Origin of the sequence: Sphingomonas sp. 7/4-4, assembly GCF_027941955.1 — a bacterium.
Taxonomy (GTDB): Bacteria; Pseudomonadota; Alphaproteobacteria; order Sphingomonadales; family Sphingomonadaceae; genus Sphingomonas.
Window position 1 is genome coordinate 3,456,072 of the sequence record NZ_CP115960.1, and the last position, 26,735, is coordinate 3,482,806.

Genomic DNA, 26,735 nt, shown 5'->3' on the forward strand with positions numbered 1-26,735 from the left:
TGCCGGTGGGGATCGGCGTGCTCGGCGCGTTCCTCGTGGTCGCGCCCCTGCTGATGGGCGGCGATGTCAGCTTCGTGCTCGACAAGAACAAGGTCGACGTCTCGCCCGAACGGCTGCGCATCGACGCCGCCGAATATCGCGGTGCCGACGACAAGGGGCGCCCTTTTCATCTGCATGCGGGATCCGCGGTGCAGCGCAGCTCGCTGGAGCCGATCGTGCGGCTCAACGACCTTTCCGCCGAGATCCGCCTCGACACCGGTCTCGCCTCGCTGCGGGCCGAGCGCGGGCAATATGACATGACCAGCCAGAAGGTCGCAGTGAACGGCCCGCTCAAGTTCCAGACATCGGACGGCTATGTCCTCAACACGCACGACGCGACCGTCGATCTCAAGACGCGGCGGATGGAAAGCGGCGGCGCGGTGACCGGCAATACCCCCACCGGCGTGTTCAGCGCGAACAAGCTTACCGCCGACCTGGAGAGCCGCACCGTCTCGCTCGAAGGCAATGCGCGCTTGCGGATCGTCCCCAGCCGCGCAAATAGGCGATGATGATCCGTCGTATCGCCCCGCTTCCGATCGGAGTCGCGCTGGCGCTGGCCGCCGCGGCGCCCGCCTTCGCGCAAACGCGCCACAATTCGTCCGCGCCGATCGACTTCGCGTCGGACCGGATCGAGCTGCAGGACCGCGCCAACCGCGTGCTGCTGACCGGCAATGTGAAGATCACCCAGGCGGAGATGACGCTTACCGCGGCCCGCATGACGGTGACCTATACCGGGCAGATCACCAACGGATCGCCGCAGGTCTCGCGACTCGACGCGTCGGGCGGCGTCACGGTGTCGCGGCCCGACCAGACCGCGCGCTCGCAATTCGCAGTCTATGATCTCAACCGCCGGGTGATCACGATGATCGGCGGCGTGACGCTACGCCAGGGCGCGAACAACGTCTCGGGCGGGCGCCTGTCGATCGACCTCGACACCGGCCGCGCGACGATCGACGGTTCGGGCGTGCGCGGCGGCGCTACCCCGGCGAGCCCGGGGTGCAGAGCTCGGGCGGCCGCGTCACCGGGCGGTTCTCGGTGCCGAAGCGCGAAGGGCAATGATGCGCTGAGGCGCGTGCAGATGCGCTGAGGCGCGCGCGCCGGCCCGCTCCCCCACCCGGCCACCCATATGATACTGCCGTTGGGTGGCCGGGTGGGGAGCGGGCCGGCACCGCCCGACCCGAGCGCCGGTAACCCGCCTTTTTCAACGGACTGCCGCAGTTTCGCTTTTCATCCACGGCAATCTCATGCAGGAATCCTGCCAATCCGGGCCTATATGCCGCGGAGTGAAACGATCGTGCAGGAAGCCCAGATGAACGACGTCGCCATGCTCGAGCAGCCCGTGGCCGATCCGGCACCCTTGCCGGACAAGGGCCTCGCGGTCGTCTCGATCGCCAAGTCGTACGACAAGCGCGTGGTGCTCACCGACGTCTCGGTCTCGGTCGGGCGCGGCGAAGTGGTCGGGCTGCTCGGTCCCAACGGCGCGGGCAAGACGACCTGCTTCTATTCGGTGATGGGGCTGGTGAAGCCCGATTCGGGCCGGATCATGCTCGACGGCGAGGACATCACCAAGCTGCCCATGTACCGCCGCGCGATCCTGGGGCTCGGCTATCTGCCGCAGGAAACCTCGATCTTCCGCGGCATGACGGTCGAGAACAACATCCTCGCCGTGCTCGAGCTTTCCGAGCCCGACAAGGCGGCGCGCGAGCAGCGGCTCGACAAGCTGCTCGACGAGTTCGGCCTTACCCGGCTGCGCAGCGCGCCGGCGATGGCGCTTTCGGGCGGCGAGCGGCGCCGCGCCGAGATCGCCCGTGCGCTAGCTGCCGATCCGACGATCATCCTGCTCGACGAGCCCTTCGCGGGCATCGATCCGATCTCGATCTCGGACATTCGCGATCTCGTGATCCAGCTCAAGAATCGCGGGATCGGCGTGCTGATCACCGATCACAATGTCCGTGAGACGCTCGACATCGTCGATCGCGGCTACATCATCTATGACGGCCGCGTGCTCTTCGCCGGATCGCCCGAGGAACTCGTCCGCGACGAGAATGTCCGGCGGCTGTACCTCGGCGAGAGCTTCGAGCTGTAGGGCATGAGTCTGGCGCCTCGCCTCGACCTGCGGCAGTCGCAATCGCTGGTGATGACGCCGCAGCTCCAGCAGGCGATCAAGCTGCTGGCGCTGTCGAACCTCGAGATCGAGACCTTCATCGCCGAGGAGCTGGAGAAGAACCCGCTGCTCGACGCGCAGGCCGGCGGCGACGAAGCGCCCGATATCGCGCAGCCCGAGCCCGAGGGCGATTTCGAGACGGTGCGCGACGGCCCCGCCGATGCGAGCGAATTGCTGGCCGGCGGCGGGGAGGCGGCGGGCGAGGCGTCGCTCGACGTCGATTTCGCCGCGGAGACCTTCCATCACGACAGCGCGGCGGATTCGATCGGAGGACTCGACGGCAGTCTCGGGATGAGCGGCGCGGGCGGCGGCGGATCGGAGGACGGGCCGGATTTCGACAATTTCGGCGCGTCCGAGCTGAGCCTCGCCGATCACCTGATGCGGCAGGCCGGCGAGAGCGTCGACGGCGCCGACCTGTTCATCGCCGCGCATCTGATCGACCAGATCGACGAGGCGGGATATCTCACTGCCCCGCTGCTCGACGTGGCCGCCCGACTCGGCGTGCCGCTGGCCCGCGTCGAGAACGTGCTGGACGTGATCCAGACCTTCGATCCCACCGGCGTCGGTGCGCGCAACCTTGCCGAATGCCTCGCGCTGCAGGCGAAGGAAGTCGATCGCTACGATCCGTGCATGGCGCGGCTGATCGACAATCTGGAGCTCGTCGCGCGGGGTGACCTCCCTCGGCTCAAGCGCATCTGCAACGTCGACGACGAAGATCTGGCGGACATGATCCGCGAGCTCAGGAACTACGACCCCAAGCCCGGCTGCCGCTATGGCGGGGAGCCGACGCTGGCGGTGGTGCCCGACATCTTCGTCGCGCGGCGCGGCGCGGGCTGGGCCGTCGAGATCAACGCCGCGACCTTGCCGAGATTATTGGTCAACCGGGCTTATTATGCCGAGGTTTCGGCGGGCAAACAGGACAAGGCCGGCAAGGCGTGGATGTCCGACATGCTCGCCAGCGCCAATTGGCTGGTCAAGGCGCTCGACCAGCGCCAGCGCACGATCATCAAGGTCGCGACCGAGATCGTGAAGCAGCAGGAGGCGTTCTTCCTGAAGGGCGTCGCGCATCTCAGGCCGATGACCCTGCGCCAGGTCGCCGACGTGATCGAAATGCACGAATCGACGGTCAGCCGGGTGACCAGCAACAAATATCTGAGCTGCGCGCGCGGGCTTTTCGAGCTCAAGTATTTCTTCACCAGCGCGATCCAGTCGTCGGACGGCGGCGACGCAGTGTCGGCGGAAGCGGTCAAGAGCGCGATCCGGACATTGATCCAGGCCGAGGACCCCAAGGCGATCCTGTCCGATGATACCTTGGTCGACATGCTGCGCGAAAAGGGCTTCGACATCGCGCGGCGCACGGTGGCCAAATATCGCGAGGCGCTGGGGATCGGCAGCTCGGTCCAGCGGCGCCGGCAAAGGCGCTGGAGGGCGTAGGCTGAGCTAGACCGCGATTCCCTCGGCGCCGCCGGCTCCCGGTGGCGGCGGATCCTGATCCCTGGGCGGCTTGTAGCCCGTGTCATCATAGTCGACGTCGAGTTCGAAATCCTCTTCGTCGCCGTCGTCGACGTCGCTCCCGGCGTGCTTGTGCTCCTCCGCCTTGGCCTTCGCCTTTTCGGCCTTGATGGCGCCGGTCAGGCCAGTGATGGTCTTGCGAGTGCCGGCATTCATCTTCTGCGAACTGTCGGCGCTGAGATGCCCCGCGCGCATCTTGCTGACATTGCCGGCGGCGATCGCGGCGCGGATCTCCTTGCGGCTGTGCTTGGTAGTGTCATAGCCTTGCACACTATCGGCCAGCCGCTCGACCTTACGGTTCTTTGCGCGTGCCGTGGCCTTGGTGGCCGCTTTCTGCTTCTCCTGCTTCTTGTTGTTGACCTTCTTCTCCTTGGAAGGGTCTTTCTTCGGCGGCATCAGCTGGATCGGTGCCTGACCGGCATTGAGCGTTACGGCCTGCGCTGCGAGACGCTGTACGCGCGGGGCGGTGTTGAGCGCACCTCCTGCGGTCATGGGTGCATGCGCGATCGGAGGCGGCGCGGTGCGGCTGCGTTCGGCGAATTCTGCCATGGCCCATCCTTCTCCCCGTTCGTCCGATGGAGAATCGCCCGCGGCAGGGAATCGCGCAATCGAAGCTTGCGCGGTTTCGGATCAATCCCGGGCGTGGCGAAACATAAGACGACTCAGGATTTGGAAACCGGTTGTTCCTATAATGCAGATATGAGCGCGACTTTCAGCATCACTGTCGAGCCCGAGCGCGATCTCGTGCGGATCGCAATGGCGGGCCTGTTCACGCCCGAGGATATCCGGGATTTCTACGAGGCACGGCGGGCGGCGCATGCGAAACTGACCTGCGGCCGCAACGAGCATCTCACGATCAACGACCTGCGGAACATGAAAATCCAGCCCCAGGAAAGCGTCGCGGAATTCCAGCAGATGCTGGGTGCGCCCGACTATCGTTCGCGCCGGCTCGCCTTCGTGATCGGCCGCACGCTGGCGCGCAGCCAGCTCCAGCGCGCGCTGAGCGGGCGCGGTGCGGGCACGCGCTGCTTCGACACCGTCGCCGAGGCCGAGGCCTGGCTGTTCCACGGATCGATAGCGGGCGCCTTGCGCGCCGCGGGCTAATCGTCCTCGTCCTCGAAGCCGGCGAGGTCCAGTGCGCGTGCCTTGATCTGGTGGAGCCGGCACCAATGGACCAGGGCATCCTCCCGGCCATGCGTCACCCAGACCTCGCGCGGCGCGATCTCGCGGATCGTGGTGGTCAGCTCGTCCCAATCGGCGTGATCGGACAGGATCAGCGGCAGCTCGACGTTGCGCTGCCGCGCGCGCTGGCGGACGCGCATCCAGCCGGAGGCCATCGCCGTGATCGGATCGGGCAGGCGGCGCGACCAGCGATCGTTGAGCGCACCTGGCGGGCAGAGGACGATCCGCCCCTGCAACTCGGCCTTGGCCACGCCGGTGGCGGGACGCAGCTCGCCGAGATCGACGCCCTGCTCGACATAGAGATCGCATAGCCGCTGCAGCGCGCCGTGGATGTAGATCGGATCGTCGAACCCCATCACGCGCAATTCCTTGATCACCCGCTGCGCCTTGCCCAGGGCATAGGCGCCGACCAGCACGCAGCGCGCGGGATTGGCCCTCAGGGTGGTGAGCAATTTGTCGAGCTCGTCATGCGTCTCGGGATGGCGGAACACCGGCAGGCCGAACGTCGCCTCGGTGACGAAGATGTCGCAGGGGACCGGCTGGAAGGGGGCGCAGGTCGGGTCCTCGCGCCTTTTGTAGTCGCCCGAGACGACGACGCGCTCTCCGGCATGCTCGAGCACGATCTGCGCCGAGCCGAGGACATGCCCCGCGGGGACGAAGCTGATCTCGACACCGCCCATGCGCAGCGATTCGCCATAGCCGATCGGATGGCCGTTCTGTGGTCCGTAGCGGCATTCCATGATCGCCAGCGTCTCCGGCGTCGCCCATACCGCACCATGACCGCCGCGCGCATGATCGGCATGGCCGTGCGTGATCAGCGCGCGCGGCACCGGCTGCGAAGGATCGACCCAGGCGTCGGCGGCGGGAATGTAGATGCCCGTGGGCTCGGGGGTAATCCAGCTGCCGATGGCCATGGTGGCTATATGGTTGGCCGGGCGCGGGGTTCCCAGTCTTGTGGAGATGCTGGTACTGATTTCGCTGCGCGGGGCGGGGCGGCTGCAAAGCGGCGGCGGGCCTGATATCATGCCGGGATGATTGAAACGGTGACTCTCTGGCGGCCCGTCGGCCCCATCGAACTGGATCTGATCCGCAAGAGCGGCATGCATGCGTTTCCGCCGCGGCTTCCGGATCAACCGATCTTCTACCCGGTCACCACCGAAGACTATGCCGTGAAAATCGCACGCGACTGGAACGTGCGAGACAGCGGCTCCGGCTATGTCACGCGCTTTGCCGTGCGCCGTGACTATCTCGATCAATATGCGGTGCAGGATGCCGGCGGACGGGCGCATCGGGAATATTGGATTCCGGCCGAAGCGCTCGATGCATTCAACGCGGCCATCGTCGGCAAGATCGAAGTCGTACAAGAGTTTCGCTGAGCGCCGTTACCCCCGCCCGGGATCGAAACTGACCGCGGCTTCGTTGGTCTGGCGAAACTCGAAACGAGGTGTGTCATGGACGTATCGAGCCCCTGCAGAGCATCATGGTGATCGTCGGGCCGATCCTGCTCGCACTCGCAATCGCCTGGGCGATGCTCCGCAATCGCGCCACGCGCGGCGATGTGAAGCATACCGAGGAAGCCACGCGGAGGCGTTACGACCAGCAGGATAAAGAGGATAAAGCGCGCGAGAATGGCGGCGTCGCCTGAAGGGCTTGCGCTGAACCGTCAAGTCGCGCGAACGCTGGCGGGTGCCCGACACCGAACTGCCCCGAATATTGACCGACTGGTTTGCCGCGCGCGGCTGGCACCCGCGCCGGCACCAGCTCGACATGCTCGCGGCCGCGCGACGCGGCGAACATGCATTGCTGGTCGCGGCGACCGGGGCGGGCAAGACGCTCGCAGGCTTCCTGCCGACCCTGGCCGAACTGATCGAGCAGCCGGGCCAGGGGCTCCACACGCTCTATATATCGCCGTTGAAGGCGCTCGCGGTCGACGTACAGCGCAACCTGCTCACCCCGATCGAGGAGATGGGCCTTTCGATCCGCGTCGAGACCCGGACCGGCGACACGCCCCATGAGCGCAAGGTCCGCCAGCGCGCGCGGCCGCCCGAGATATTGCTGACCACGCCCGAATCGCTGAGCCTTTTGCTCTCCTACGAAGACAGCCTCACGATGTTCGCCGGGCTGAAGACCGTAGTGATCGACGAGGTCCACGCCTTCGCCACCGGCAAGCGCGGCGATCTGCTGGCGCTGGCGATGGCACGGCTGCAGCGACTCGCGCCCGGAATGCGCCGGGTGGCGCTGTCGGCGACGGTCGCCGATGCCGACGGCTATCGTGCCTGGCTCGCCCCGCATGGCGACATCGATGCCGTGACCTTGGTGCAGGGCGAGAAAGGCGCCGATCCCGACATCGCGATCCTGCTCCCCGAGGGGCGCGTGCCCTGGGCGGGGCATTCGGGCGTCTATGCGATGCCACAGGTGATGGCCGAGATCGAGACGCACCGCACCACGATCGTCTTCTGCAACACTCGCGGGCTCGCCGAACTCGTCTTCCAGCAGCTCTGGAAGGTCAACGAGATGAAGCTGCCGATCGGCGTGCATCACGGCAGCCTCAGCCTCGAGGCACGACGCCGCGCCGAACAGGCGATGGCCGACGGCAAATTGCGCGCTTTGGTGGCGACCGCGAGCCTCGATCTCGGAGTCGACTGGGGCGATGTGGATTGCGTGATCCAGATGGGCGCGCCCAAGGGTTCGTCGCGGCTGCTCCAGCGGATCGGGCGCGCCAACCACCGGCTCGACGAGGCATCGGAGGCGGTGCTGGTGCCCGGCAATCGCTTCGAATATCTCGAGGCGCGCGCGGCGCTCGACGCAGTCGAGCAAGGGAGCTGGATCCGGACATCTTCCGTCCCGGCGCGCTCGACGTGCTGGCGCAGCATGTCATGGCGTGCGCATGCGCGGCACCGTTCGATGCTGCGGAAATGCTGCACGAGGTTCGCGGCGCACTGCCGTATTCAGCGCTCGAACAGGAGGTTTTCGACAGTGTCCTCAATTTCATCGCCGATGGCGGCTACAGCTTGCGCGCCTATGACAAGTTCAAGCGGCTGACCCGCGGGCAGGACGGGCTGTGGCGCGTCACCAGACCCGCCTTCGTTGCGCAGCATCGGCTCAATGCCGGAATCATCGTCGAGGCGCCGATGCTCGACGTGCGCTTCAAGAACGGCCGCAAGCTGGGCAAGATCGAGGAAGGCTTCGGCTCGACGCTCTCGCCGGGCGATACCTTCTACTTCGCCGGGCTGAGCCTCGAAGTCGAACGCGTCGAACTCACCGACCTGATCGTGCGGGCGAGCGCAAAGCGGGCGCGCTACGTGTCCTATATGGGCGCGCGATTGGCGATCACTTCGACGCTCGCCAATCGCGTGCGCGAATATCTGCACGACCGCGATCAATGGCAGCGCTTTCCCGACGATGTCCGCGAGTGGCTCGAAGTGCAGGAGCGCCGCTCGGCGATCCCGGCGCCGGCGCAATTGCTCGTCGAGACCTTCCCGCACGAAGGCAAGCACCACATGGTCGCCTACAGCTTCGAGGGCTGGAACGCGCATCAGTCGCTCGGCATGCTGATCACGCGGCGAATGGAGGCGATGGGCCTCAAGCCGCTGGGCTTTGTCGCCAACGATTATGCGCTGGCGGTGTACGGGCTCGAGAAGATCGAGGATCCTGCCGCGCTGTTTTCGCCCGATATCCTGGAGCATGAATTCGTCGACTGGGTGCAGCAATCGGCGTTGCTCAAGCGAGCCTTCCGCGAAGTGGCGATCATCGGCGGGCTGGTCGAGCGCCAGCATCCGGGCAAGAAGAAGAGCGGGCGCCAGGTCACTTTCTCGACCGACCTGATTTATGACGTGCTCCGCAAATACGAGCCCGATCACCTGCTGCTCAGGGCCGCCTGGGCCGATGCGCGGGCGCGGATGACCGATGTCGGCCGGCTGGCGCGCCTGCTCGACACTGCCGCGGACACGATGCTGCACATCGACTTGCCGCGGGTGAGCCCGATGGCGGTGCCGGTGCTGATCATGATCGGGCGCGAACGCACCCCCAGGGCAGCGGCGAGGAGGCGCTGCTGATCGAAGCGGAAGGCATCGCGGCGGAGGCGATGCGGATCGATTGATTTCGATTGCTGCGCAACATGCGCAGGTATATTGCTATTACATGTCTGGAGTTCTTTATCCGCTCCTGCTCTTCACATTGCCGATCGAGGCACCCGTTGTTCCGCCTCCTGCGCCTCCGCAAGATCCCGAGCTGATCAGCCCTGAATCGGTGATGGAAGCCACCTTGCTGACGCTCGGCGAGGTCGACCAGCGATTGACGGTGCCGGTCGCGGTCAACACCAAGGGCCCCTATAATTTCATCATAGACACCGGCGCCGAACGCACCGTCGTCTCGCGCGAGCTCGCCAACACGCTGCGGCTGAGCGCTGGCCATCCGGTGACCTTGCTGTCGATGACCGGGCGCAGCCAAGTGGACACGGTGCTGGTGCCGGACCTGATGATCAAGTCGATCGGTATTCAGCACAGCGTCGTCGCGCCCAAGCTCGAGGCGCGCAATCTCGGCGCGATCGGGCTGCTGGGAATCGACACACTCCGCGACCATCAGGTCACGATCGATTTCGAGCGCGGCACGATGGAAGTGCGCAAGAGCGAGAAGCGCCCCAAATTCCGCCGCGCCGACAGTGACGAGATCGTCGTGACTGCCAAGAGCATGTTCGGTCAGCTCATCGTCACCGACGCTTATTACGGCAACACCCGCATCCAGGTGGTGCTCGATACCGGCAGCCAGGTGAGCATGGGCAACAGCGCGCTGCGCAAGCGCGTCACGCGACACCGCAAGACCCAGCCGATCGAGCTGACCGACGTCACCGGGGTCAAGACGTTCGCCGACTATACCACCGTGCCCAATATCAAGGTGGGCGACGTGATGTTCGGATCGATGCCGGTGGCATTCGCCGATGTCGCGCCGTTCGAGCGCTTCGGTCTCACCAAGCGCCCTGCCTTGCTGCTCGGCATGGACGCGCTGCGCAGCTTCCGCAGCGTCGATATCGATTTCCCCAACCGGCAGGTCCGCTTCCGGATGCCGAAGGAAGCCCAGAAATTCACCACGGGCTCGCGGATCCGCGGCGGGGGCGGGGCTTCGGCGGTCCAATCCTATTAGTCCGGATTGACTTCGGCGCGCCGGGACTGCTTTGGCCGGGCGCATGACTCGTCTGTCCCGCGCATCGCTCGCTACGCTTCCCGATACCGTCGCCCGCCCGGGCCATACGCCCGAAGCCATCCGCACCGGCATCGTCCATTTCGGGCCCGGTGCCTTTCACCGCGCGCATCAGGCCGCTTATGTCGATCGGTTGCTCGACGGGGATCCGCGCTGGGGGATCGCCGCGGTTTCGCTGCGCAGCGGGAGCACCACCGACGCGTTGAAGGCGCAGGACGGGCTCTACACGCTGGCGGTGATCGACCGGGAGCCCTCGACGCGGATCATCGCGGCGCATTCGGATGCGATCGGCCCGGGCGAAGGCGCGCGGCTGCGCAAGCTGCTCGCCTCTCCGGAAGTGCGGATCGCGACGAGCACCGTGACCGAGAAGGGCTATTGCCTTGCCGGCGACGGCAGTCTCGATTTCGCGCATCCCGACATCGTCCATGATCTCCAGCGGCCCGCCGAGCCGGCGAGCGTGATCGGCTGGATCGTCGCCGGGCTGGGGATCGCCGCACCGCCGGGCTGCCGCCCTTCGCGATGCTGTGCTGCGACAACATGACCGGCAACGGCGCCAAGCTTCGGGCTGCATGCGTGGCGCTGGCGCGGGAGCAGGATGTCGCGCTCGCCGACTGGATCGCGGACGAAGTCGCCTTCCCCGATTCGATGGTCGATTCGATCACTCCGGCGAGCGATGCGGCGTTTCTCGGCAAGGTCCGGGATGCACTGGGCGTCGAGGACCTGGCTGCGGTCCAGCGCGAGAGCTTCACCCAATGGGTGCTCCAGCGCTTCGACATGGCCGACGGGCCGGATCTCGCTTCGGCAGGCGCGACGCTCACCGACGACGTTCGCGGCTATGAGCAGGCCAAGCTCCGCATCCTCAACGGCGCGCATTCGACGCTGGCCTATGTCGGCCTCGCGCGCGGGCACGAGACGGTGTTCGAAGCGATGTCCGATGCCGCGCTCGAAGGTTTCGTCGCGCGGCTGGTCCATCAGGACATCGCCGCCTCGCTCGCGCCGGTCGAGGGGCTCGACAAGGCCGCTTATGCCGATGCCGTGCTGAACCGCTTCCGCAATCCCGAGATCCGCCATCTGCTCGCGCAGATCGCGTGGGATGGCTCGCAGAAGCTTCCTATCGCCTGCTCGATACCACGCGCGCAGCGCTCGATGCCGGGCGTAGCGTCGAACGGCTGGCGGTGCCGGTGGCGGCGTGGATCGCGTTCGTGCGCCGCAAGGCCGAGGCAGGCGAGGCGGTCACCGATCCGCTCGCCGACACACTCGCCGCCGCTGCGACCAGTGCCAATCCGGTGACGGCGATGCTCGGCGTCGAGCCGGTCTTCGGGGCTCGGCTCGCCGGCGACGAACGGTACCGCGCCGCGGTGCGCGAGGCGTTCCAGTATTTCGCGCAAGGCGAGATCGCGCCGCTGCTGGCGCGATAGCTATTTCGTGCTCCGGCGCAGGCCGGAGCGCCGGCGGCGAGCGATTCGCTTCGAAATCCAGGGCTCCGGCCTTCGCCGGAGCACCGGGGTCAGAGTGGCTTGGGTCCGTCCGCGCCCAGCACGTGCGTGCAGAGCTGCGCCTCGGGCGTATCGTCGGCCTCCAGCGCCGCAACGGTTACCCAGCCCTCGGCGCGCAGCTTCGCGCCGGCTTCCGGAGCGGTGCCGAACGGCAGGAACAGCCGGCGACGCTCGCCGGCGCTCAGCCCGGCATCGAGGATCGGATCGGCGAACAGCGAGAAGCCGACCGCGGGCTCCTCGCGGCCATTGCCGTGGAGGATCGTGTAGGTGCCGCCACGGCCGATCTCGCCGCGCACACCACGCGCGAAAATCGAGAAGCCGAGCCAGCTCTGATATTCGAAGCCGTGGCGCTCGGTCGGGTCGAGCGTCAGGGCGGCCTGCCCGTCGACGCTCGCGGCGATCCGGGCGAGTCCGTCGAGCCGGCTCGCCAGCGCATTGCCCGCATCGATCGCGCGCAGCCGTGCCATCGCAGCGTCGAACGGTCCCGCCGCCTCGATCAGCGGCAGCCAGCGCGCGTCGATCGCGGCGACGCCGCCCGCGTCCTTGGCGTCGAGCCGGTCGCGCAGCAGCGCCAGCGTGCCGGGATCGAGATCGGCGGCGAGCGTGTCGGCGAGATCGGGGAGCGTGAAGTCGATCGCGATTCCGGTGACGCCCGCGGCCTGCAGCGCTTCGATCGCGACACGGACCACTTCGATCGCCGCCGCGACGGTGTCGAGCCCGATCAGCTCGGCGCCGATCTGGCGCATCGCGCGCTGCGGGTTGAGTTCGGAGGCGCTGAGCTTGACCACCGCACCGGCATAGGAAAGCCGCACCGGACGCGGATGGTGCCCCATCCGGGTCGCGGCGATGCGGCCGACCTGGGCGGTCAGGTCCGGACGGATCGCGAGCGTGCGCTGCGAGACGGGATCGACGAAGCGCACTGCGTCGCGCACCCCGCCCGCCTTGAGCCGCGAGGCGAGCTCGTCGGCGAATTCGGCGAGTGGCGGGTCGACCTGCTCATAGCCATAGAGCCGCGCCACCCCGAGCACGCGCGCCTCCAGCCCCGCCGCGGCATCGGCGGCGGGGGAAGACGGTCGTGGAAACCCTCGGGAAGTAGGCCGGACATCTAAAGCCCTCTCCCCCTTGGGGAGAGGGTTGGGAGAGGGGCAGTCTCCCCGAGCGCCGCGCGGATGTTGTGGGCGACGCCTTCAAGGTTGCTGCCGACTTCGTGGTTCGTGAATCGGATCACGCGATACCCCTGCCTCTCGAGCCAAGCGGTCCGCCTGGCATCCTTTGCCTCGCACAAAGCGTGCGTGTCGCCGTCGATCTCGACGATCAGCTTGTGAGAGCGTGCGACAAAATCGGCGATATACGGATTGATGACGACCTGACGAGCAAATTTGACGCGTTCGAACTGCTTCGCCCGTAGGATACGCCACATCGCCGCCTCTGTGGAGGTTGGATTGGCGCGCATTTGCCTGGCGCGGGCCAGCAACCGTTCGTCGGTCTTGGGCACTGCCCCTCTCCCAACCCTCTCCCCGGAGGGGAGAGGGCTATAGGGTTCAGAACTTGAGCGCCATCGCCGTCTTCACGCCGGGCAGCGCGCGAACCGTGGCGACGAGCTCGGGAGTGACTTCGTTGTCGATCGACAGCAGCAGCACCGCTTCGCCGCCGGCATCGCGGCGGCCGAGGTGGAAGGTGCCGATATTGACGCCCGCCTCGCCCAACGTGGTGCCGAGCCGGCCGATGAAGCCCGGTGCGTCCTCGTTGACGACGTAGAGCATGTTGCCGATCAGATCGGCCTCGACCTTGATCCCGAACAGTTCGACGAGGCGCGGCTGGGCGTTCGAGAAGAGCGTGCCGGCGACCGAGCGCTCGCCGGCATCGGTCTTGACCGAGACGCGCAGCAGCGTGTGGTAGTCGCCTTCCTTCTCGTTGCGGACTTCGCGGACTTCCATGCCGCGTTCCTTGGCGAGATAGGGCGCGTTGACCATGTTCACCGTGTCCGAATGGACGCGGAGGAACCCGGCGAGCACGGCGCTGACGATCGGCTTCTGGTTCAATTCGGCCGCGGCGCCTTCGCTGTGGATCGAGACGCGGGCGATCTCGCCATGCGCGAGCTGGCCGATCAGGCTGCCGAGCTTCTCGGCAAGCGCCATGTACGGCTTGAGCCGCGGCGCTTCCTCGGCCGAGAGTGACGGCACGTTGAGCGCGTTGGTGACGCCGCCCGAGACGAGATAGTCGGCCATCTGCTCGGCGACCTGGATCGCGACATTGACCTGCGCTTCGTTGGTCGAGGCGCCGAGATGGGGGTCGAGATGAAGTTGGGGGTGCCGAACAGCGGCGATTCCTTCGCCGGCTCCTGCACGAACACGTCGAGCGCGGCGCCGCCGATATGGCCCGATTCGAGGCCTTCCTTGAGCGCCGCTTCGTCGATCAGCCCGCCGCGCGCGCAATTGATGATGCGGACGCCCTTCTTGGTCTTGGCGAGATTCTCGCGGCTGAGGATGTTGCGGGTCTGGTCGGTCAATGGCGTGTGCAGCGTGATGAAGTCGGCGCGCAGCAGCAGATCGTCGAGCGTCATCTTCTCGACGCCCATCTCCAGCGCGCGCTCGGGCGTGAGGAAGGGATCATAGGCGATCACCTTCATCTTGAGACCCAGCGCACGATCTGCGACGATCGAGCCGATATTGCCCGCGCCGATCAGGCCCAGCGTCTTGCCGGTGACTTCGACGCCCATGAAGCGGTTCTTCTCCCACTTGCCGGCCTGGGTCGACTTGTCGGCCTCGGGCAAGTCGCGGGCGAGCGCGAACATGAGGGCGATGGCATGCTCGGCGGTGGTGATCGAATTGCCGAACGGGGTGTTCATGACGACCACGCCCTTGGCCGAGGCCGAGGGGATGTCGACATTGTCGACGCCGATGCCGGCGCGCCCGACGACCTTGAGGTTGGTCGCGGCTTCGAGGATTTCCTTGGTCACCTTGGTCGAGCTGCGGATCGCGAGGCCGTCATACTGGCCGATGATCGCCTTGAGCTCCTCCGGGGTCTTGCCGGTGATCTCGTCGACCTCGACGCCGCGCTCGCGGAAGATCTGCGCGGCCTTGGGATCCATTTTGTCGCTGATGAGGACTTTGGGCATTTTATTTCTCCACCCCGTCACCCCGGCGAAGGCCGGGGCCCAGGGTTATAAAGGGTGTGGCTCGTGATTCTGGGCCCCGGCCTTCGCCGGGGTGACGATCAAGCTTGTTTCGCGGTCTCGTAGGCCCAGTCGAGCCACGGCCCGAGCGCCTCGATATCGGCGGTGTCGACGGTCGCGCCGCACCAGATGCGCAGTCCGGCGGGGGCGTCGCGATAGCCGGCGACGTCATAGGCGGCGCCTTCCTTGTCGAGCAGCGAGGCGAACGTCTTGATGAACGCCTCGTCGGCGCCCTCGACCGTCAGGCACACGCTGGTGGTCGAGCGGATCGACTCGTCTTCGGCGAGATTGCCGAGCCAGTCGCGTGTCGCGACGATCTTCTGGAGCGCGGCGGCATTGGCATCGCTCCGCGCGATCAAGCCCTTGGCGCCACCGACCGACTTGCCCCATTCGAGCGCGAAGATCGCGTCCTCGACCGCGAGCATCGATGGGGTGTTGATCGTCTCGCCCTTGAACACGCCCTCGGCGAGCTTGCCCTTGGCGACCAGGCGGAAGACCTTGGGCAGCGGCCAGGCCGGGTGTAATTCTCGAGCCGCTCGACCGCTCGCGGGCCGAGGATCAGCACGCCATGGCCGCCCTCGCCGCCCAGCACCTTCTGCCACGAGAAGGTCGCGACATCGATCTTGTCCCAGGGCAGGTCGTAGGCGAACACTGCGCTGGTCGCGTCGGCGAAGCTCAGGCCTTCGCGGTCGTCGGGGATCCAGTCGCCGTTCGGCACGCGGACGCCCGACGTGGTGCCGTTCCAGGTGAACAATACGTCGTTCGACCAGTCGACCTGGGTCAGATCGGGAAGCTGGCCGTAATCGGCGCGGAGCACCGTCGGATCTAGCTTGAGCTGCTTGACCGCATCGGTGACCCAACCTTCACCGAAGCTCTCCCAGGCGAGCGTGGTCACGCCACGTGCCCCGAGCATCGTCCACATCGCCATCTCGAAGGCGCCGGTGTCTGATCCGGGAACGATGCCGATGCGATGCGTGTCCGGGAGCTGCAGCAGCTCGCGCATCAGGTCGATCGCATATTGCAGGCGGGTCTTGCCGATCTTCGAGCGATGCGAGCGGCCGAGCGATTCGCTGGCGAGCTTCGACGCTTCCCAGCCCGGAGGCTTGGCGCAGGGACCGGAGGAGAAAAGGGGCGTGCCGGCCTGGTGGCGGGCTTGGCAGTGGACGCAGCTGTGGCGTCGGTAACGGCAGAATCACTCATGTCAGTCTCTCCTTGCAGAGAGCACGCGCGGCGTTGGGACCGCGTGGCCCGTCGACGGCCCTAGCGGCGGCTGACGCGATGTCAACTCGTTGATCATCTGCCGTCACCCCGGCGAAGGCCGGGGTCCAGAATTACAAAGCGCGTCGCATGAGGCTCTGGGCCCCGGCCTTCGCCGGGATGACGAATTAGGGTTTTGCCGGTTCCGGCGGCCATTTCGCCAGCAGCCCGCGATCGGTCATCCAGTCGGTGATCCGTGCCGGCCAATTGCGCAGGCTGACCATCGGAGTCGTCTCGCCCATGTTGAAGGCGTGCCCGCCTGCTGCATACATATGGAGCTCGGACGAGGCACCCGCGGCGCGATAGGCGCCCAGCAAATCGATGATCGGCTGCGAGCAGCATTGGTCGTCATTGGTCGCGGTCATCAGCAAGGGCGGCGAATCGCGCGTGATCTTCTCTTCGCCGTGAAGCGGACCCGGAAAGATCAGCACGCCGAAATCGGGACGTGCCGAGAGCCGGTCGATCGCGTCGCCCTTTCCCGGCGCGGGCACCGGCGGGCTGAGCAAGGTCACCCGCGCAAGCTCGCCCCCGGCGGAGAAGCCGACCACGCCGATCTTGTGGGGATCGAGCTTCCATTGGCCGGCGCGGCTGCGGATGGTCCGCATCGCGCGCTCGGCATCCTGCCGGGCATGCTCGAACTTGTAGGGTGAATCCTTGCCGCGGAAGAGCCGGTAGCGCAGCACGAATGCGGCGATGCCGCGCTCGTTGAACCAGCGCGCGGCATCATTGCCTTCGCTGGTGATGACGAGGAATTCGTGCGCACCGCCGGGCATGAGCAACACCGCCGCACCGGTCTCACGGCCAGGCCGGGCGGGGAAATAGGTGATGCTCGGATCGTTGACCGGCTTGAGCCAATAGGCCTCGGTCTGTTCGGGGATGTTCTTGCGGCTCTCGAATCCCGGCGCGCCATCGGCCCATAATGCGATCCGCTGCGGCGTGGCGGGCGGATCCTGCGCCCAGGCCGGCGATGCGAGCAAGGCGAGCGCCCAGGCGAAGGCGGCGAGCAGTCTGGTCATGAGCCTCTCCGGTCGGCGGCCGTCTCGGGCGGCGCCTGAGAAGTGATGGTAGCGCTACCAGAGCGAGAGTCAAAGACGAGAGTCAAACCGGTGCTCGCGTGCGACGGACAACAGCGAGATCTTCAGAATCGCCGTGCTATGCGTGCGGCATGCGCATCGGCGTCCTGTTCCTCGCCTTGGTCCTTACCAGCTGCATCGGCGGCGACAGCGACGACCGGCCGGCGCCGATTCGCGAACGCAGATCGGGGCCGATCACGCTCACCGGGCCGACACCGCGCGAGACGCAGCAATGCTTCGCCGACCTCTCGCGCGAACAGGTCCGCTATTCGCCGTTGCCCGATCGGGATTTCGGCAGCGGCTGCATCGTCACCGGCGCGGTACAATTGCTCGATATCGGCGTGCCGGTGACCAACCTCAAATCGATGCGCTGCCCGCTCGCGCGCAGCTTCACGGCGTGGGTGCGCTTCGCAGTGGCGCCCGCGGCGAAGCAGATTCTCGGCAGCGAGCTGGTCCGCGTCGAGAGCTTCGGCACCTATTCGTGCCGCGCGATCATCGGTGGTTCCTCAGGGCGGATGTCGGAACATGGTCTCGGCAACGCCGTCGATGTCGGCGGCTTCGTCCTCGCCGACGGACGCAGGATCCGTGTCGAGACCGGCTGGAAGTCCGACGACCCGGCGGTTCGCCAGTTCTTCGCGACGATCCACAATTCGGCGTGCAAGCGCTTCAGGACGGTGCTCGGCCCCGATTACAACGCCGCGCATTACAACCACCTGCATCTCGACATGGGCCGCGGACCGTTCTGCGCCTAGGCAAGTGCCCCTGATCGGCCTAAGCCGGACCAAATGAGCAACGACACACGCGTCCCGAGCCGCGTCTTCCGCCCCGCCCAGCAGGAAGTCGAGAACGCCAACACCAACAGCGGCACGCCCCAGACCGAGCATCCGGCCTATCGCCTCGCCTTTCAGGACATGGACTTCCTGTTGCGCGAGGATCTTCGGCCCGTCCGCTTCCAGCTCGAATTGCTCAAGCCGCAACTGATCCTCGACGAGGCCAATATCGCCTCGACCTTCGTCGTATACGGCTCGGCGCGCATCCCCGAGCCCGAAAAGGCGAAGGCATTGCTCGATCTCGCCGACACGCCCGAGCAGAAGAAGATCGCCGAGCGGCTGATCGAGAAGTCGCATTATTACGATGTCGCGCGCGAACTGGCGCAGATGGTGAGCAATTTCCCGCTCGACGAAGCGGGCAAGCGGCACTTCGTGGTGTGCTCGGGCGGCGGCCCTTCGATCATGGAAGCCGCCAATCGCGGCGCACGCGACGTCGGCGCGGACACCGTGGCGCTCAACATCGTGCTGCCGCACGAACAGGCGCCCAATCCCTATGTGACGCCGTCGCTGTCGATGCAGTTCCACTATTTCGCGCTTCGGAAAATGCACTTCCTGCTCCACGCGCGTGCCGTCGCGGTGTTCCCGGGCGGTTTCGGCACGTTCGACGAGAGCTTCGAGCTGCTGACCCTGATCCAGACCGGCAAGATCGACCCGATCCCCGTCCTCTTCTACGGCAAGGATTTCTGGCAGCGCGTCGTCAATTTCGAGGCGTTGTGCGAGGAAGGCGTGATCGGCCCGCGCGACCTGAGCCTGTTCCATTTCGTCGAGACGGCGGAAGAGGGCTGGCGGATCGTCCAGGATTTCTGGCGCGACAAGCAGGCCAAGGGCTGAGACACCCGTCCGCACGGTGACGGGGCAGCGGGAGCCTCCGGGCATCTCCCTTGTTGCCATGCAACATGCTTTCCCCATCACCGCGGCTTCGGAGGAAGCGCATTTGGCCAGCCGCGCCGCGACATCGTTGTTCGACGCCGCGACCATCGCCGATCGCTGGATCGCGGATTATTGCGCGCACGTCCCCGACAGCGACGTGCTCTGCGCGCGTGGCCGCGATTCGGCCTGGGCGGCATTGTTCGAGGAGCTGGCTGCCGTCTCGGGTGACGGCCTCGAGCCCGCCCGCGAGCGCGCCCAGCGCCATGCCGAGGATATCGGCACCGGCTTCCGCATCGTCGACGAGGGCGAGGAGCGCCCCTGGCCGCTCTCGCCCGTCCCGCTGCTGATCGAAAAGACCGAATGGGACGGCATCGCCGACGGCATCGCCCAGCGCGCCGAATTGCTCGAGACCATCCTGCAGGACCTGTATGGCGAGGCGAAGCTCGTCGCCGACGGCCATGTCCCCGCCGCTCTGGTCACCGGCAGCCCCTTCTTCCTGCGTCCGCTCGCGCGCTTCACGCCGCCCGGCGGCCATCACCTCCAGTTCGTCGCGGCCGATCTCTGCCGGGGACCGTCCGGCGAGTGGCGGGTGCTCGCCGATCATCTCCGCGCGCCCGCAGGAGCGGGCTATGCGCTGGAGAACCGGCTGGCGATCGCGCGGACATTGGGCGAGCTTCAGTCGCGCCTCAATATCGAGCGTCATGCCCCTTCTTCGCCGCGTTCCGCGAAGGCGTCGCGGCGGCGTGCCGGCGTGCCGAGCCGCGCATCGCCTTGCTCACCCCCGGCCGACTCAACCCGAGCTATGCCGAGCAGGCGCATCTCGCGCGCTATCTCGGCTTTCTGCTCGTCGAAGGCGCCGATCTCGCGGTGCTCGACGACAAGCTCTATGTGCGCACGATCGCGGGCATGAAGCGCGTCGACGCTTTGTGGCACCGGCTCGATCCGCGGCTGCTCGATCCGCTCGCGCTCGATTCGCATTCGACGATCGGCGTGCCCGGCGTGATCGACGCGATCGCCGCGGGCAATGTTGTCATCGCCAACGCGCCCGGCGCCGGGCTGCTCGAAGCGCCTGCCTTCGCCGCCTTCCTGCCGCAGCTGGCGAAGGTGTTGATTGGTGAGGCGCTCAAGCTGCCCAACATCGCGACCTGGTGGTGCGGGCAGGATGCCGAGCGCGACCATGTCGGCGCCAATCTGGAGTCGCTGCTGGTCGCCCCTGCGTTCGGAGTTGCTCCGCTCGGGCTTCCCGATGGCAAGGCGACGCTCGGCGCGGCGCTGAATCCCGACGAGCGCGCCGCCTTGCTCGACGACATGACGCGCCGCCCGCAGGATTATGTCGGGCAGGAGATCGTGCGCCTCTCGACCATGCCGGTGGTCGCCGAGGACGCGCTGACGCCGCGCCCGTTCACGCTGCGGGTCTTCGCCGCACGCGACGGCGAGGGGCGCTGGATCGTGCTTCCGGGCGGGTTTGCGCGCATCGGCGAGCATCCCGATCTGCGCGCCGCGGTGATGGGCGAGGGGATGTGGTCCGCCGATGTCTGCGTCCACGGGCCCGATCCGGTCGCGCCGGTCTCGCTGCTGCCTTCGGACGACACCACCCAGCTTCGCCGCAATCCGGGGACCCTGCCCAGCCGCGTCGCCGACAATCTGTTCTGGCTCGGCCGCTATCTCGAGCGCGGCGAGGCGCTGCTCGGGCTGCTCCGCGTGCTGCTGGGTCATTCGATCAGCGCCGATACGGGCGCGGCGCTCGCCGCCGATACCGTGGCGCGCCTCACCCGGATGATCGTCGCCTCGGGCGCGGCGCCCGAGCCCAAGGGTCTCAAGCGCGCCGATCTGACCCAGCTCGCCCGGACCGCGCTGGAGGACGAGGGCGAATGGTACAGCGTCCGCGCGATCAACCGGCAGGCGCGGCTGATCGGCGAAGTTTCGCGCGAGCGGCTCTCGGCCGACATGATCCGCCTGCTCGACGCGCCTTTCCCGCAGCGCGGGGTGCTGCTCGACAAGGCCGGGTCGCTCCAGCGTCGCTATTCGGCGCTCAACGGCCTTGCGAGCGAGCATATGACGCGCACCGACGCGTGGCGCTTCCACGATATCGGGCGGCGGATCGAGCGCGCGTTGAGCGCGATCCGGTTCATTCGTACGTTCGGCGGGCCCGACGCGACCGCCGACGATCTGTCCACCCTGCTCGATCTGATGGACAGTCAGATCAGCTATCGCCAGCGCTATCTGACCGGGATGGCGCGCGTGCCCGTGCTCGATCTGGTGACCCTCGATCCCAACAACCCCCGGGCGCTGGCCTTTCAGGTCGCGGCGATCTCGGCGCATCTCAACAGCCTGCCGGTGCTTTCCGACGACGGCCTCGCCGAAGCCCAGCAGGCGCAGGCGCGCGAGATCGCGGCGTTGCTCGTCACGGCGAACGCGACCCGGCTGAGCGATGCGATGCTGGGCGATCTGGAGTTCCGGCTGACGAATCTCTCCGGAGCAGTCGCAAGGCGTTACTTCCTCCACGGCGCCGAACCGCTGCGCGCCGCCGGCCTGGTTCTGGCCTAATCCACATGCTGTACCAAATCCGCCATGTGACGCGGTTCGATTATGCCCAGCCCGTCGCCTTCGCGCGCAACAACCTTCGCCTCAAGCCGATCCTGTGGTCGGGCCAGACGGTCGAGGATTATGCGCTGATCATCGAGCCGCAGGGCCGTGCCTTCCCCGCCCGCGCCGAGGCGGGGCTCGCCAATGTCGTCCGCCTCGTGGTCGAGCAGCCTTCCCGCACCCTCACCATCGAGAGCCGCGCCCGCGTGCATGTCGATCGCGCTATCCCGGTGCCCGCGCCTTCCGATCCCGCGCTCGCCCAAATCGCCGAATGGGCACGCGCCAGCCGCGATGCCTCCCCGGCGGGACCCGCGGCCTATCTTTTCCCTCGCCGCTGATCCCGCTCGACCGCGAGATCGCGGAATGGTGCGCGGCCGATCTCGATCCCGGGCGCGGCGTGCTCGACGCGGCAATCGCGCTGGCGCTGCGCATCCAGCGCGAGTTCGATTTCGATCCCACCGCCACGCTCGTCGATACCGTGCCGGGCGAGGCGTTCCGCAAGCGCGGCGGCGTCTGCCAGGATTTCGCGCAGATCATGATCTCGGGGCTGCGCGCCGCCGGGCTCCCCGCCGCTTATGCCTCGGGCTATATCCGCACCCTGCCGCCGCCGGGCCAGCCCCGGCTCGTCGGCGCCGATGCGACGCATGCCTGGGTGCTCGTCTGGGCGGGGCCGCAGCTCGGCTGGGTCGGCGTCGATCCCACCAACGGCATCTGGATGGCGGGCGATCATATCGTCGTCGCGATCGGCCGCGACTATTCCGATGTCGCGCCGATCGACGGGATCGTTCTCGGTTACGGCGCGCAGAAAATGCACGTCTCGGTCGATGTCGAGCCGCTGGAACCGATCCCTGCCTGAGTGCAGACCCTAAGCCGATCTTGCGCAAAGTGCATGTCGCGCCGATGTTCGCGGGCGAAATGCTCCTGTAAGGGGCGCTCGAATCTGGTGATTTTCGAACGGGGAAATGCGTGGCCGATCCTTATGCAACTCTGGGCGTAGCGCGGGGCGCGAGCGAGGCCGACATCAAAAAGGCCTATCGCAAGCTCGCCAAGGAGCTGCACCCCGACCGTAACAAGGACAATCCCAAGGCTGCCGAACGCTTCAGCCAGATCGCCTCGGCTTATGACCTGCTGAGCGACAAGGACAAGCGCGCGCGTTTCGACCGCGGCGAGATCGACGGCGACGGCAATCCCACCGCGCCGTTCGGCTTCGGCGGCGGCGCGGGCGGCCCGCAGGGCGGATTCCGCCCCGATTTCGGCGGCGAGGCCGGCGATATCGGCGACATTTTCGAGGGGCTGTTCGGCGGCGGCGCCGGGCGACGCGGAGGCGGCGGCTTCAGCGGCGGTTTCGGCGGCTTCGGGCGCAGGCCCGCGGCGAAGGGCGCGAACGTCGCCTACCGCCTCGCCGTGGCCTTCGAGGATGCGGCGAAGCTCGCGCCGCAGCGGATCATGCTGCGCGACGGCAAGACGATCGACCTCAAGCTGCCCGCGGGAGTCGAGACCGGGACCCAGATGCGGCTCGCCGGCAAGGGCGAGGAAGGCCCGGGTGGCTTCGGCGACGCGATCGTCACGATCGATGTCCAGCCGCACCGCTTCTACGAGCGATCCGGCGACGATATCCGGCTGGACCTGCCGGTCAGCCTGTCCGAAGCGGTGCTCGGTGCCGAAGTGCGTGTGCCCACCCCCGACGGCGCAGTGATGCTCAAGGTTCCCAAGGGCTCGACCTCGGGCAAAGTCCTGCGCCTGAAGGGGCGCGGCTTCCACAAGAAGGGCGGCGGGCGGGGCGACCTGCTGGTCACGCTGATGGTCGACTTGCCGGTCGACGACGACGCATTGGTCGAGTTCGTGCAGGGCTGGCAGGACAAGGGGAACCCGCGTGGCCGCATGGGCGTCTGAGCCCTTGTGAGAGAAGCGGAATCCGCCGCCGCCGCCGAGGCGAGGCCCGGGCTCGGTGCCCGTATTCGCGCGGCGATGGGCAGGGTCGGTTTCGGGCCCAGATTCTTCCACGTCATCGGGCGCGTGGCGACGGACACCTTCAACGAAGGGTTCACCTATGCCGGCAACTTCGCCTATCTTTCGCTCGTCACGCTGTTTCCGTTCCTGATCGTCGCTGCGGCGATCGCCCAGCTGGTCGGCCGCAGCGCCGAAGGCATCCGGACGCTCGAGGCATTCCTGCAGACCATGCCGCCCGACGTGGGCGAAGTGCTTCGCAAGCCGGCCGCCGACGTGCTCCAGGCGCGCACGGGAAATCTGCTGTGGTTCGGCGCGATCGTCGGGCTATGGACCACCGCCGGCTTCATCGAGACGCTGCGCGGGATCCTTCGCCAGTCTTATGGGGTAACGTCGAGCACGCCCTTCTGGCGCTACCGGCTGGGCGCGATCGGGATCAGCGTCGCTTCGGTGATCCTCGCGATGGCCGCGTTCAGCTTCCAGGTGCTTCTGACCGGCGTCGAGCAATTCATCTACCGGTTGCTGCCCTGGGCATCGCAGGCGCAGGCGATCGTCGCCGCCACCAAGGCGTTGCCGGCATTGGTGCTGTTCGGCGCCTTGTACATGCTGTTCTATTCGCTGACTCCGAGCCGCTATCGCTATTCGAACTGCCCGAAATGGCCGGGGCCGGCCTTCATCACCTTGTGGTGGCTGTTCGTCACGTCGATGCTGCCGCGCGTATTGTCCCTGCTCGGCAGCTATGACCTGACCTATGGCAGCCTGGCCGGCGTGATGATCGTGCTGATCTTCTTCTATCTGATCGGGCTCGGCATGGTCGCCGGCGCCGAACTCAACGCCGCCCTAGCCGAACCGGTGCCGGACAGAGTAGAGGGGCGCGCGATAAGGAGGACGGAGCGTAGTGACGGGATTGATGCAGGGTAAGCGCGGGCTGATCATGGGCCTGGCGAACGATCGTTCGCTGGCATGGGGATTGCCCGGAAGCTGCGCGAGCAGGGCGCGGAACTCGCGTTCAGCTATCAGGGCGAAGCGATCGAGAAGCGCGTGCGTCCGCTTGCCGAACAGCTCGGCCAAGACTTCCTGATCGAGTGCGACGTCTCCGACATGACCGAGCTCGACAAGACCTTCGCGACTTTGGCGGAGCGCTGGCCGACGATCGACTTCGTCGTTCATGCCATCGGCTTCTCGGACAAGAACGAGTTGCGCGGCGGCTATGTCGACACCAGCCTCGACAATTTCCTGATGACGATGAATATCAGCGTCTATTCGTTCGTCGCGGTGGCGCAGCGGGCATCGAAGATGATGCCGAACGGCGGCAGCCTGCTCACGCTCAGCTATTACGGCGCCGAGAAGGTGATCCCGCATTACAATGTGATGGGTGTCGCCAAGGCTGCGCTGGAGACCAGCGTCCAATATCTCGCAGTCGATCTCGGCCGCGACAATATCCGCGTCAATGCGATCTCGGCGGGGCCGATCAAGACGCTGGCCGCATCGGGCATCGGTGATTTCCGCCTGATCCTGAAGTGGAACGAGCTCAATTCGCCGCTCAAGCGCAACGTCACCATCGAGGATGTCGGCGGCGCCGGGCTGTATCTGCTCTCGGACCTTGCCTCGGGCGTGACCGGCGAGACGCATCATGTCGATGCCGGATACAACGTCATCGGCATGAAGGCCGAAGACGCACCTGACATCGCATTGGTGTGAGCATCGCGATCCGCCCCGCGACGGGCGGGGACGTGGCCGCGATCGACGCGTTGCTGCGGCGTGCCTTTCCCGCGCCCGACGAGGCCATGCTGGTCCAGCGGCTGTGCGTCGACGGCGACATGGTGCTGACGCTCGTCGCCGATGACGAGGAGAGCGGCGCGCTTGCCGGGGTCATCGTCTATAGCCGGATGACGGTGGAGATCGGTGGCAAGTCGATCGCGGCAGTGGCGCTCGCGCCGCTCGCGGTCGATGCCGGCCAGCGTGGTCAAGGCGTCGCCGAGGCCCTCGTCCGCGCCAGCCTTGCTCAACTCGCCGATGCCGGGGCGATGCTCGTCTTCGTGCTGGGCGATCCCGCTTATTACGGACGTTTCGGCTTTTCAGCCGATTGGGCGCGCGGATTTGCCTCGCGTTATGCGGGCGACTATCTGATGGCGCTGCCGCTCCAGGGTGGCGCCATGCCGTGCGGCGAGCGCGGAGCGGCGACGCACGCAAGGGCGTTCGCACAGCTGGGCGGGAACTCTTGAGCTTCAACACCTTCGGACGCGTCTTCCGCTTCACCACCTGGGGAGAGCCACGGGCCCGCGCTGGGCGCGGTGGTCGACGGCTGCCCGCCGGGGCTGGAGCTGTCCGAGGCCGATATCCAGCCCTTCCTCGACAAGCGCCGGCCGGGCCAGTCGCGCTTCACCACGCAGCGGCAGGAGCCGGATCAGGTCCGCATCCTCTCGGGCGTGTTCGAAGGGCGCACCACCGGCACGCCGATCAGCCTGCAGATCGAGAATGTCGACCAGCGCTCGAAGGACTATTCGGAGGTCGCGGTGGCCTATCGCCCCGGCCACGCCGATTACGCTTATGACCAGAAATACGGCTTCCGCGATTATCGCGGCGGCGGGCGTTCCTCGGCGCGCGAGACCGCGGCGCGAGTCGCTGCCGGCGCAGTGGCGCGGCTCGCCATTCCCGAAGTGAGGATCCGCGCCTGGGTCGAGGCGATCGGCGGCGATGCGATCGATCCCGCCAATTTCGACGCGGCCGAAATCGACAACAACCCGTTCTTCTGCCCCGATGCCGCCGCAGCGGTGCGCTGGGAGACGCTGGTCGACGATGCGCGCAAGGCGGGTTCGTCATTGGGCGCAGTGATCGCCTGCGAGGCGACCGGGGTGCCGCCCGGCTGGGGCGCACCGCTCTACGCCAAGCTCGACAGCGAGCTGGCGGCAGCGTGCATGTCGATCAACGCAGTCAAGGGTGTCGAGATCGGCGACGGTTTCGCCGCGGCGACGCTCACCGGCGAGCAGAATGCCGATGCGATGCGGCCTGGGAACCATGGCGTGCACTTCCTTGCCAACCATGCGGGAGGCATCGCCGGAGGAATCTCGACGGGGCAGCCGGTGCTGGTGCGGGTCGCGTTCAAGCCGACCAGCTCGATCCTGACGCCGGTCGAGACGATCAATCGCGAAGGCGAGGCTACCGAGATCCGGACCAAGGGGCGGCACGACCCCTGCGTCGGCATCCGCGGCGCGCCGGTAGTCGAGGCGATGGTTGCGCTGGTGCTCGCCGATCAGAAATTATTGCATCGGGCGCAGTGCGGCTGATCCCGCGATAGGGTCAGCTCGCGGTTAATCGGTTTTGTTACAGCGGCGAAGCGTCCTGCCTGCACGCAACCAGCGGCCGGCAGACCCGTTCAATTCCTGCAAGTTATCAACCTGCAGGAGT

General features: G+C 66.9%; 19 protein-coding genes and 9 pseudogenes. 21 read left to right on the forward strand and 7 right to left on the reverse strand.

The genetic code is table 11. The annotated features are described in order from the left end of the window. The first annotated feature begins 53 nt into the window (after positions 1–53). The 4 genes and pseudogenes from lptC to rpoN all read left to right on the forward strand — a co-directional run bounded on the left by lptC (position 54) and on the right by rpoN (position 3,637). A complete protein-coding gene (gene lptC / locus PIB19_RS23745) occupies positions 54–548 on the forward strand; it encodes an LPS export ABC transporter periplasmic protein LptC (RefSeq protein WP_443018750.1) in 495 nt (164 codons plus the stop codon). Continuing rightward, positions 548–1,098: pseudogene (locus PIB19_RS17660) on the forward strand (LptA/OstA family protein). Before lptC ends, PIB19_RS17660 begins: the two are co-directional and overlap by 1 nt. A 250-nt stretch (positions 1,099–1,348) precedes the next feature. After that, positions 1,349–2,125 carry an LPS export ABC transporter ATP-binding protein gene (gene lptB / locus PIB19_RS17665; RefSeq protein WP_271238382.1) on the forward strand — a complete coding sequence of 259 codons (777 nt, stop codon included), beginning with the start codon at positions 1,349–1,351 and terminating at the stop codon, positions 2,123–2,125. A gap of 3 nt (positions 2,126–2,128) precedes the next feature. Continuing rightward, complete coding sequence (gene rpoN / locus PIB19_RS17670; protein ID WP_271238383.1) at positions 2,129–3,637, forward strand: RNA polymerase factor sigma-54; 1,509 nt, start codon at positions 2,129–2,131, stop codon at positions 3,635–3,637. Between the two features lie 6 nt (positions 3,638–3,643). Here the strand turns inward: rpoN and PIB19_RS17675 are convergent, their stop codons facing one another. Then, positions 3,644–4,264, reverse strand: coding sequence for a hypothetical protein (locus PIB19_RS17675; protein WP_271238384.1), 621 nt, complete (start codon positions 4,262–4,264; stop codon positions 3,644–3,646). Positions 4,265–4,414: 150 nt separating this feature from the next. Between PIB19_RS17675 and PIB19_RS17680 the strand changes: the two genes are divergently transcribed. After that, positions 4,415–4,819, forward strand: coding sequence for a hypothetical protein (locus PIB19_RS17680; RefSeq protein ID WP_271238385.1), 405 nt, complete (start codon positions 4,415–4,417; stop codon positions 4,817–4,819). On the opposite strand, the gene PIB19_RS17685 is transcribed toward PIB19_RS17680, so the two are convergent. Beyond that, entirely contained in the window at positions 4,816–5,811 is a 996-nt protein-coding gene (locus tag PIB19_RS17685) for a ligase-associated DNA damage response exonuclease (protein WP_271238386.1), read from the reverse strand. The two genes, PIB19_RS17680 and PIB19_RS17685, sit on opposite strands and share 4 nt — an antisense overlap. A gap of 117 nt (positions 5,812–5,928) precedes the next feature. On the opposite strand from PIB19_RS17685, the gene PIB19_RS17690 reads away from it, so the two are divergent. The 7 genes and pseudogenes from PIB19_RS17690 to PIB19_RS17720 all read left to right on the forward strand — a co-directional run bounded on the left by PIB19_RS17690 (position 5,929) and on the right by PIB19_RS17720 (position 11,511). Beyond that, positions 5,929–6,273 carry a hypothetical protein gene (locus tag PIB19_RS17690; protein ID WP_271238387.1) on the forward strand — a complete coding sequence of 115 codons (345 nt, stop codon included), beginning with the start codon at positions 5,929–5,931 and terminating at the stop codon, positions 6,271–6,273. A 104-nt stretch (positions 6,274–6,377) separates the two neighbouring features. After that, the gene (locus PIB19_RS17695) at positions 6,378–6,542 is read left to right on the forward strand and encodes a hypothetical protein (protein ID WP_271238388.1); all 165 of its coding nucleotides are present in this window, start codon (positions 6,378–6,380) and stop codon (positions 6,540–6,542) included. Between the two features lie 122 nt (positions 6,543–6,664). Next, positions 6,665–8,996, forward strand: a pseudogene (locus tag PIB19_RS17700) (ligase-associated DNA damage response DEXH box helicase). Between the two features lie 41 nt (positions 8,997–9,037). Further along, entirely contained in the window at positions 9,038–10,036 is a 999-nt protein-coding gene (locus PIB19_RS17705) for an aspartyl protease family protein (RefSeq protein ID WP_271238389.1), read from the forward strand. Between the two features lie 43 nt (positions 10,037–10,079). Beyond that, positions 10,080–10,634: a hypothetical protein gene (locus PIB19_RS17710; protein ID WP_271238390.1), complete on the forward strand. Its 555-nt coding sequence runs from the start codon at positions 10,080–10,082 to the stop codon at positions 10,632–10,634. Then, positions 10,613–11,383: a mannitol dehydrogenase family protein gene (locus tag PIB19_RS17715; protein WP_271238391.1), complete on the forward strand. Its 771-nt coding sequence runs from the start codon at positions 10,613–10,615 to the stop codon at positions 11,381–11,383. The genes PIB19_RS17710 and PIB19_RS17715 overlap by 22 nt, the downstream gene beginning before the upstream one ends. 5 nt (positions 11,384–11,388) lie before the next feature. After that, positions 11,389–11,511, forward strand: a complete 123-nt coding sequence (locus PIB19_RS17720) for a hypothetical protein (protein WP_271238392.1) — start codon at positions 11,389–11,391, stop codon at positions 11,509–11,511. Positions 11,512–11,600: 89 nt separating this feature from the next. Here PIB19_RS17720 and PIB19_RS17725 read toward each other — a convergent pair. From PIB19_RS17725 to PIB19_RS17745, 5 genes and pseudogenes are all read right to left on the reverse strand, one after another. Continuing rightward, positions 11,601–12,694 (reverse strand): annotated as a pseudogene (locus tag PIB19_RS17725) (ATP phosphoribosyltransferase regulatory subunit). Then, the gene (locus PIB19_RS17730) at positions 12,695–13,084 is read right to left on the reverse strand and encodes an endonuclease domain-containing protein (RefSeq protein ID WP_271238393.1); all 390 of its coding nucleotides are present in this window, start codon (positions 13,082–13,084) and stop codon (positions 12,695–12,697) included. A gap of 46 nt (positions 13,085–13,130) precedes the next feature. Further along, positions 13,131–14,707, reverse strand: a pseudogene (gene serA / locus PIB19_RS17735) (phosphoglycerate dehydrogenase). A 98-nt stretch (positions 14,708–14,805) separates the two neighbouring features. Further along, positions 14,806–15,964 (reverse strand): annotated as a pseudogene (locus PIB19_RS17740) (phosphoserine transaminase). 185 nt (positions 15,965–16,149) lie between these two features. Beyond that, positions 16,150–17,037, reverse strand: coding sequence for an alpha/beta hydrolase (locus PIB19_RS17745; protein ID WP_271238394.1), 888 nt, complete (start codon positions 17,035–17,037; stop codon positions 16,150–16,152). Positions 17,038–17,186: 149 nt separating this feature from the next. On the opposite strand from PIB19_RS17745, the gene PIB19_RS17750 reads away from it, so the two are divergent. The 9 genes and pseudogenes from PIB19_RS17750 to aroC all read left to right on the forward strand — a co-directional run bounded on the left by PIB19_RS17750 (position 17,187) and on the right by aroC (position 26,614). Further along, positions 17,187–17,846: an extensin family protein gene (locus tag PIB19_RS17750; RefSeq protein ID WP_271238395.1), complete on the forward strand. Its 660-nt coding sequence runs from the start codon at positions 17,187–17,189 to the stop codon at positions 17,844–17,846. 33 nt (positions 17,847–17,879) lie between these two features. Beyond that, positions 17,880–18,755, forward strand: a complete 876-nt coding sequence (locus PIB19_RS17755) for an LOG family protein (protein WP_271238396.1) — start codon at positions 17,880–17,882, stop codon at positions 18,753–18,755. Positions 18,756–18,858: 103 nt separating this feature from the next. Then, positions 18,859–21,341: pseudogene (locus PIB19_RS17760) on the forward strand (circularly permuted type 2 ATP-grasp protein). Positions 21,342–21,346: 5 nt separating this feature from the next. Then, a pseudogene (locus tag PIB19_RS17765) lies at positions 21,347–22,236 on the forward strand (transglutaminase family protein). Between the two features lie 110 nt (positions 22,237–22,346). Continuing rightward, on the forward strand, positions 22,347–23,273 hold the full coding sequence (locus PIB19_RS17770; RefSeq protein WP_271238397.1) for a J domain-containing protein: 927 nt from the start codon (positions 22,347–22,349) through the stop codon (positions 23,271–23,273). 6 nt (positions 23,274–23,279) lie between these two features. Further along, a complete protein-coding gene (locus PIB19_RS17775; protein ID WP_271238398.1) occupies positions 23,280–24,248 on the forward strand; it encodes a YihY/virulence factor BrkB family protein in 969 nt (322 codons plus the stop codon). Continuing rightward, positions 24,226–25,028 (forward strand): annotated as a pseudogene (fabI, locus tag PIB19_RS17780) (enoyl-ACP reductase FabI). The gene PIB19_RS17775 and the pseudogene fabI overlap by 23 nt, the downstream one beginning before the upstream one ends. Further along, positions 25,025–25,552, forward strand: a complete 528-nt coding sequence (locus PIB19_RS17785) for a GNAT family N-acetyltransferase (RefSeq protein WP_271238399.1) — start codon at positions 25,025–25,027, stop codon at positions 25,550–25,552. Before fabI ends, PIB19_RS17785 begins: the two are co-directional and overlap by 4 nt. After that, positions 25,549–26,614: pseudogene (gene aroC, locus PIB19_RS17790) on the forward strand (chorismate synthase). The gene PIB19_RS17785 and the pseudogene aroC overlap by 4 nt, the downstream one beginning before the upstream one ends. The last annotated feature ends 121 nt before the right edge of the window (positions 26,615–26,735 follow it).

What these genes read in the sequence shown, in the direction of transcription:
- PIB19_RS17745 (WP_271238394.1), bottom strand. Translation starts at nt 17,037, where the DNA reads ATGACCAGACTGCTCGCCGCCTTCGCCTGGGCGCTCGCCTTGCTCGCA.
- PIB19_RS17720 (WP_271238392.1), top strand. Translation starts at nt 11,389, where the DNA reads ATGCTCGGCGTCGAGCCGGTCTTCGGGGCTCGGCTCGCCGGCGACGAA.
- rpoN (WP_271238383.1), top strand. Translation starts at nt 2,129, where the DNA reads ATGAGTCTGGCGCCTCGCCTCGACCTGCGGCAGTCGCAATCGCTGGTG.
- PIB19_RS17695 (WP_271238388.1), top strand. Translation starts at nt 6,378, where the DNA reads ATGGTGATCGTCGGGCCGATCCTGCTCGCACTCGCAATCGCCTGGGCG.
- PIB19_RS17750 (WP_271238395.1), top strand. Translation starts at nt 17,187, where the DNA reads ATGCGCATCGGCGTCCTGTTCCTCGCCTTGGTCCTTACCAGCTGCATC.
- lptB (WP_271238382.1), top strand. Translation starts at nt 1,349, where the DNA reads ATGAACGACGTCGCCATGCTCGAGCAGCCCGTGGCCGATCCGGCACCC.
- PIB19_RS17690 (WP_271238387.1), top strand. Translation starts at nt 5,929, where the DNA reads ATGATTGAAACGGTGACTCTCTGGCGGCCCGTCGGCCCCATCGAACTG.
- PIB19_RS17675 (WP_271238384.1), bottom strand. Translation starts at nt 4,264, where the DNA reads ATGGCAGAATTCGCCGAACGCAGCCGCACCGCGCCGCCTCCGATCGCG.
- lptC (WP_443018750.1), top strand. Translation starts at nt 54, where the DNA reads ATGGGCGGCGATGTCAGCTTCGTGCTCGACAAGAACAAGGTCGACGTC.
- PIB19_RS17685 (WP_271238386.1), bottom strand. Translation starts at nt 5,811, where the DNA reads ATGGCCATCGGCAGCTGGATTACCCCCGAGCCCACGGGCATCTACATT.
- PIB19_RS17715 (WP_271238391.1), top strand. Translation starts at nt 10,613, where the DNA reads ATGCTGTGCTGCGACAACATGACCGGCAACGGCGCCAAGCTTCGGGCT.
- PIB19_RS17710 (WP_271238390.1), top strand. Translation starts at nt 10,080, where the DNA reads ATGACTCGTCTGTCCCGCGCATCGCTCGCTACGCTTCCCGATACCGTC.
- PIB19_RS17680 (WP_271238385.1), top strand. Translation starts at nt 4,415, where the DNA reads ATGAGCGCGACTTTCAGCATCACTGTCGAGCCCGAGCGCGATCTCGTG.
- PIB19_RS17755 (WP_271238396.1), top strand. Translation starts at nt 17,880, where the DNA reads ATGAGCAACGACACACGCGTCCCGAGCCGCGTCTTCCGCCCCGCCCAG.
- PIB19_RS17705 (WP_271238389.1), top strand. Translation starts at nt 9,038, where the DNA reads ATGTCTGGAGTTCTTTATCCGCTCCTGCTCTTCACATTGCCGATCGAG.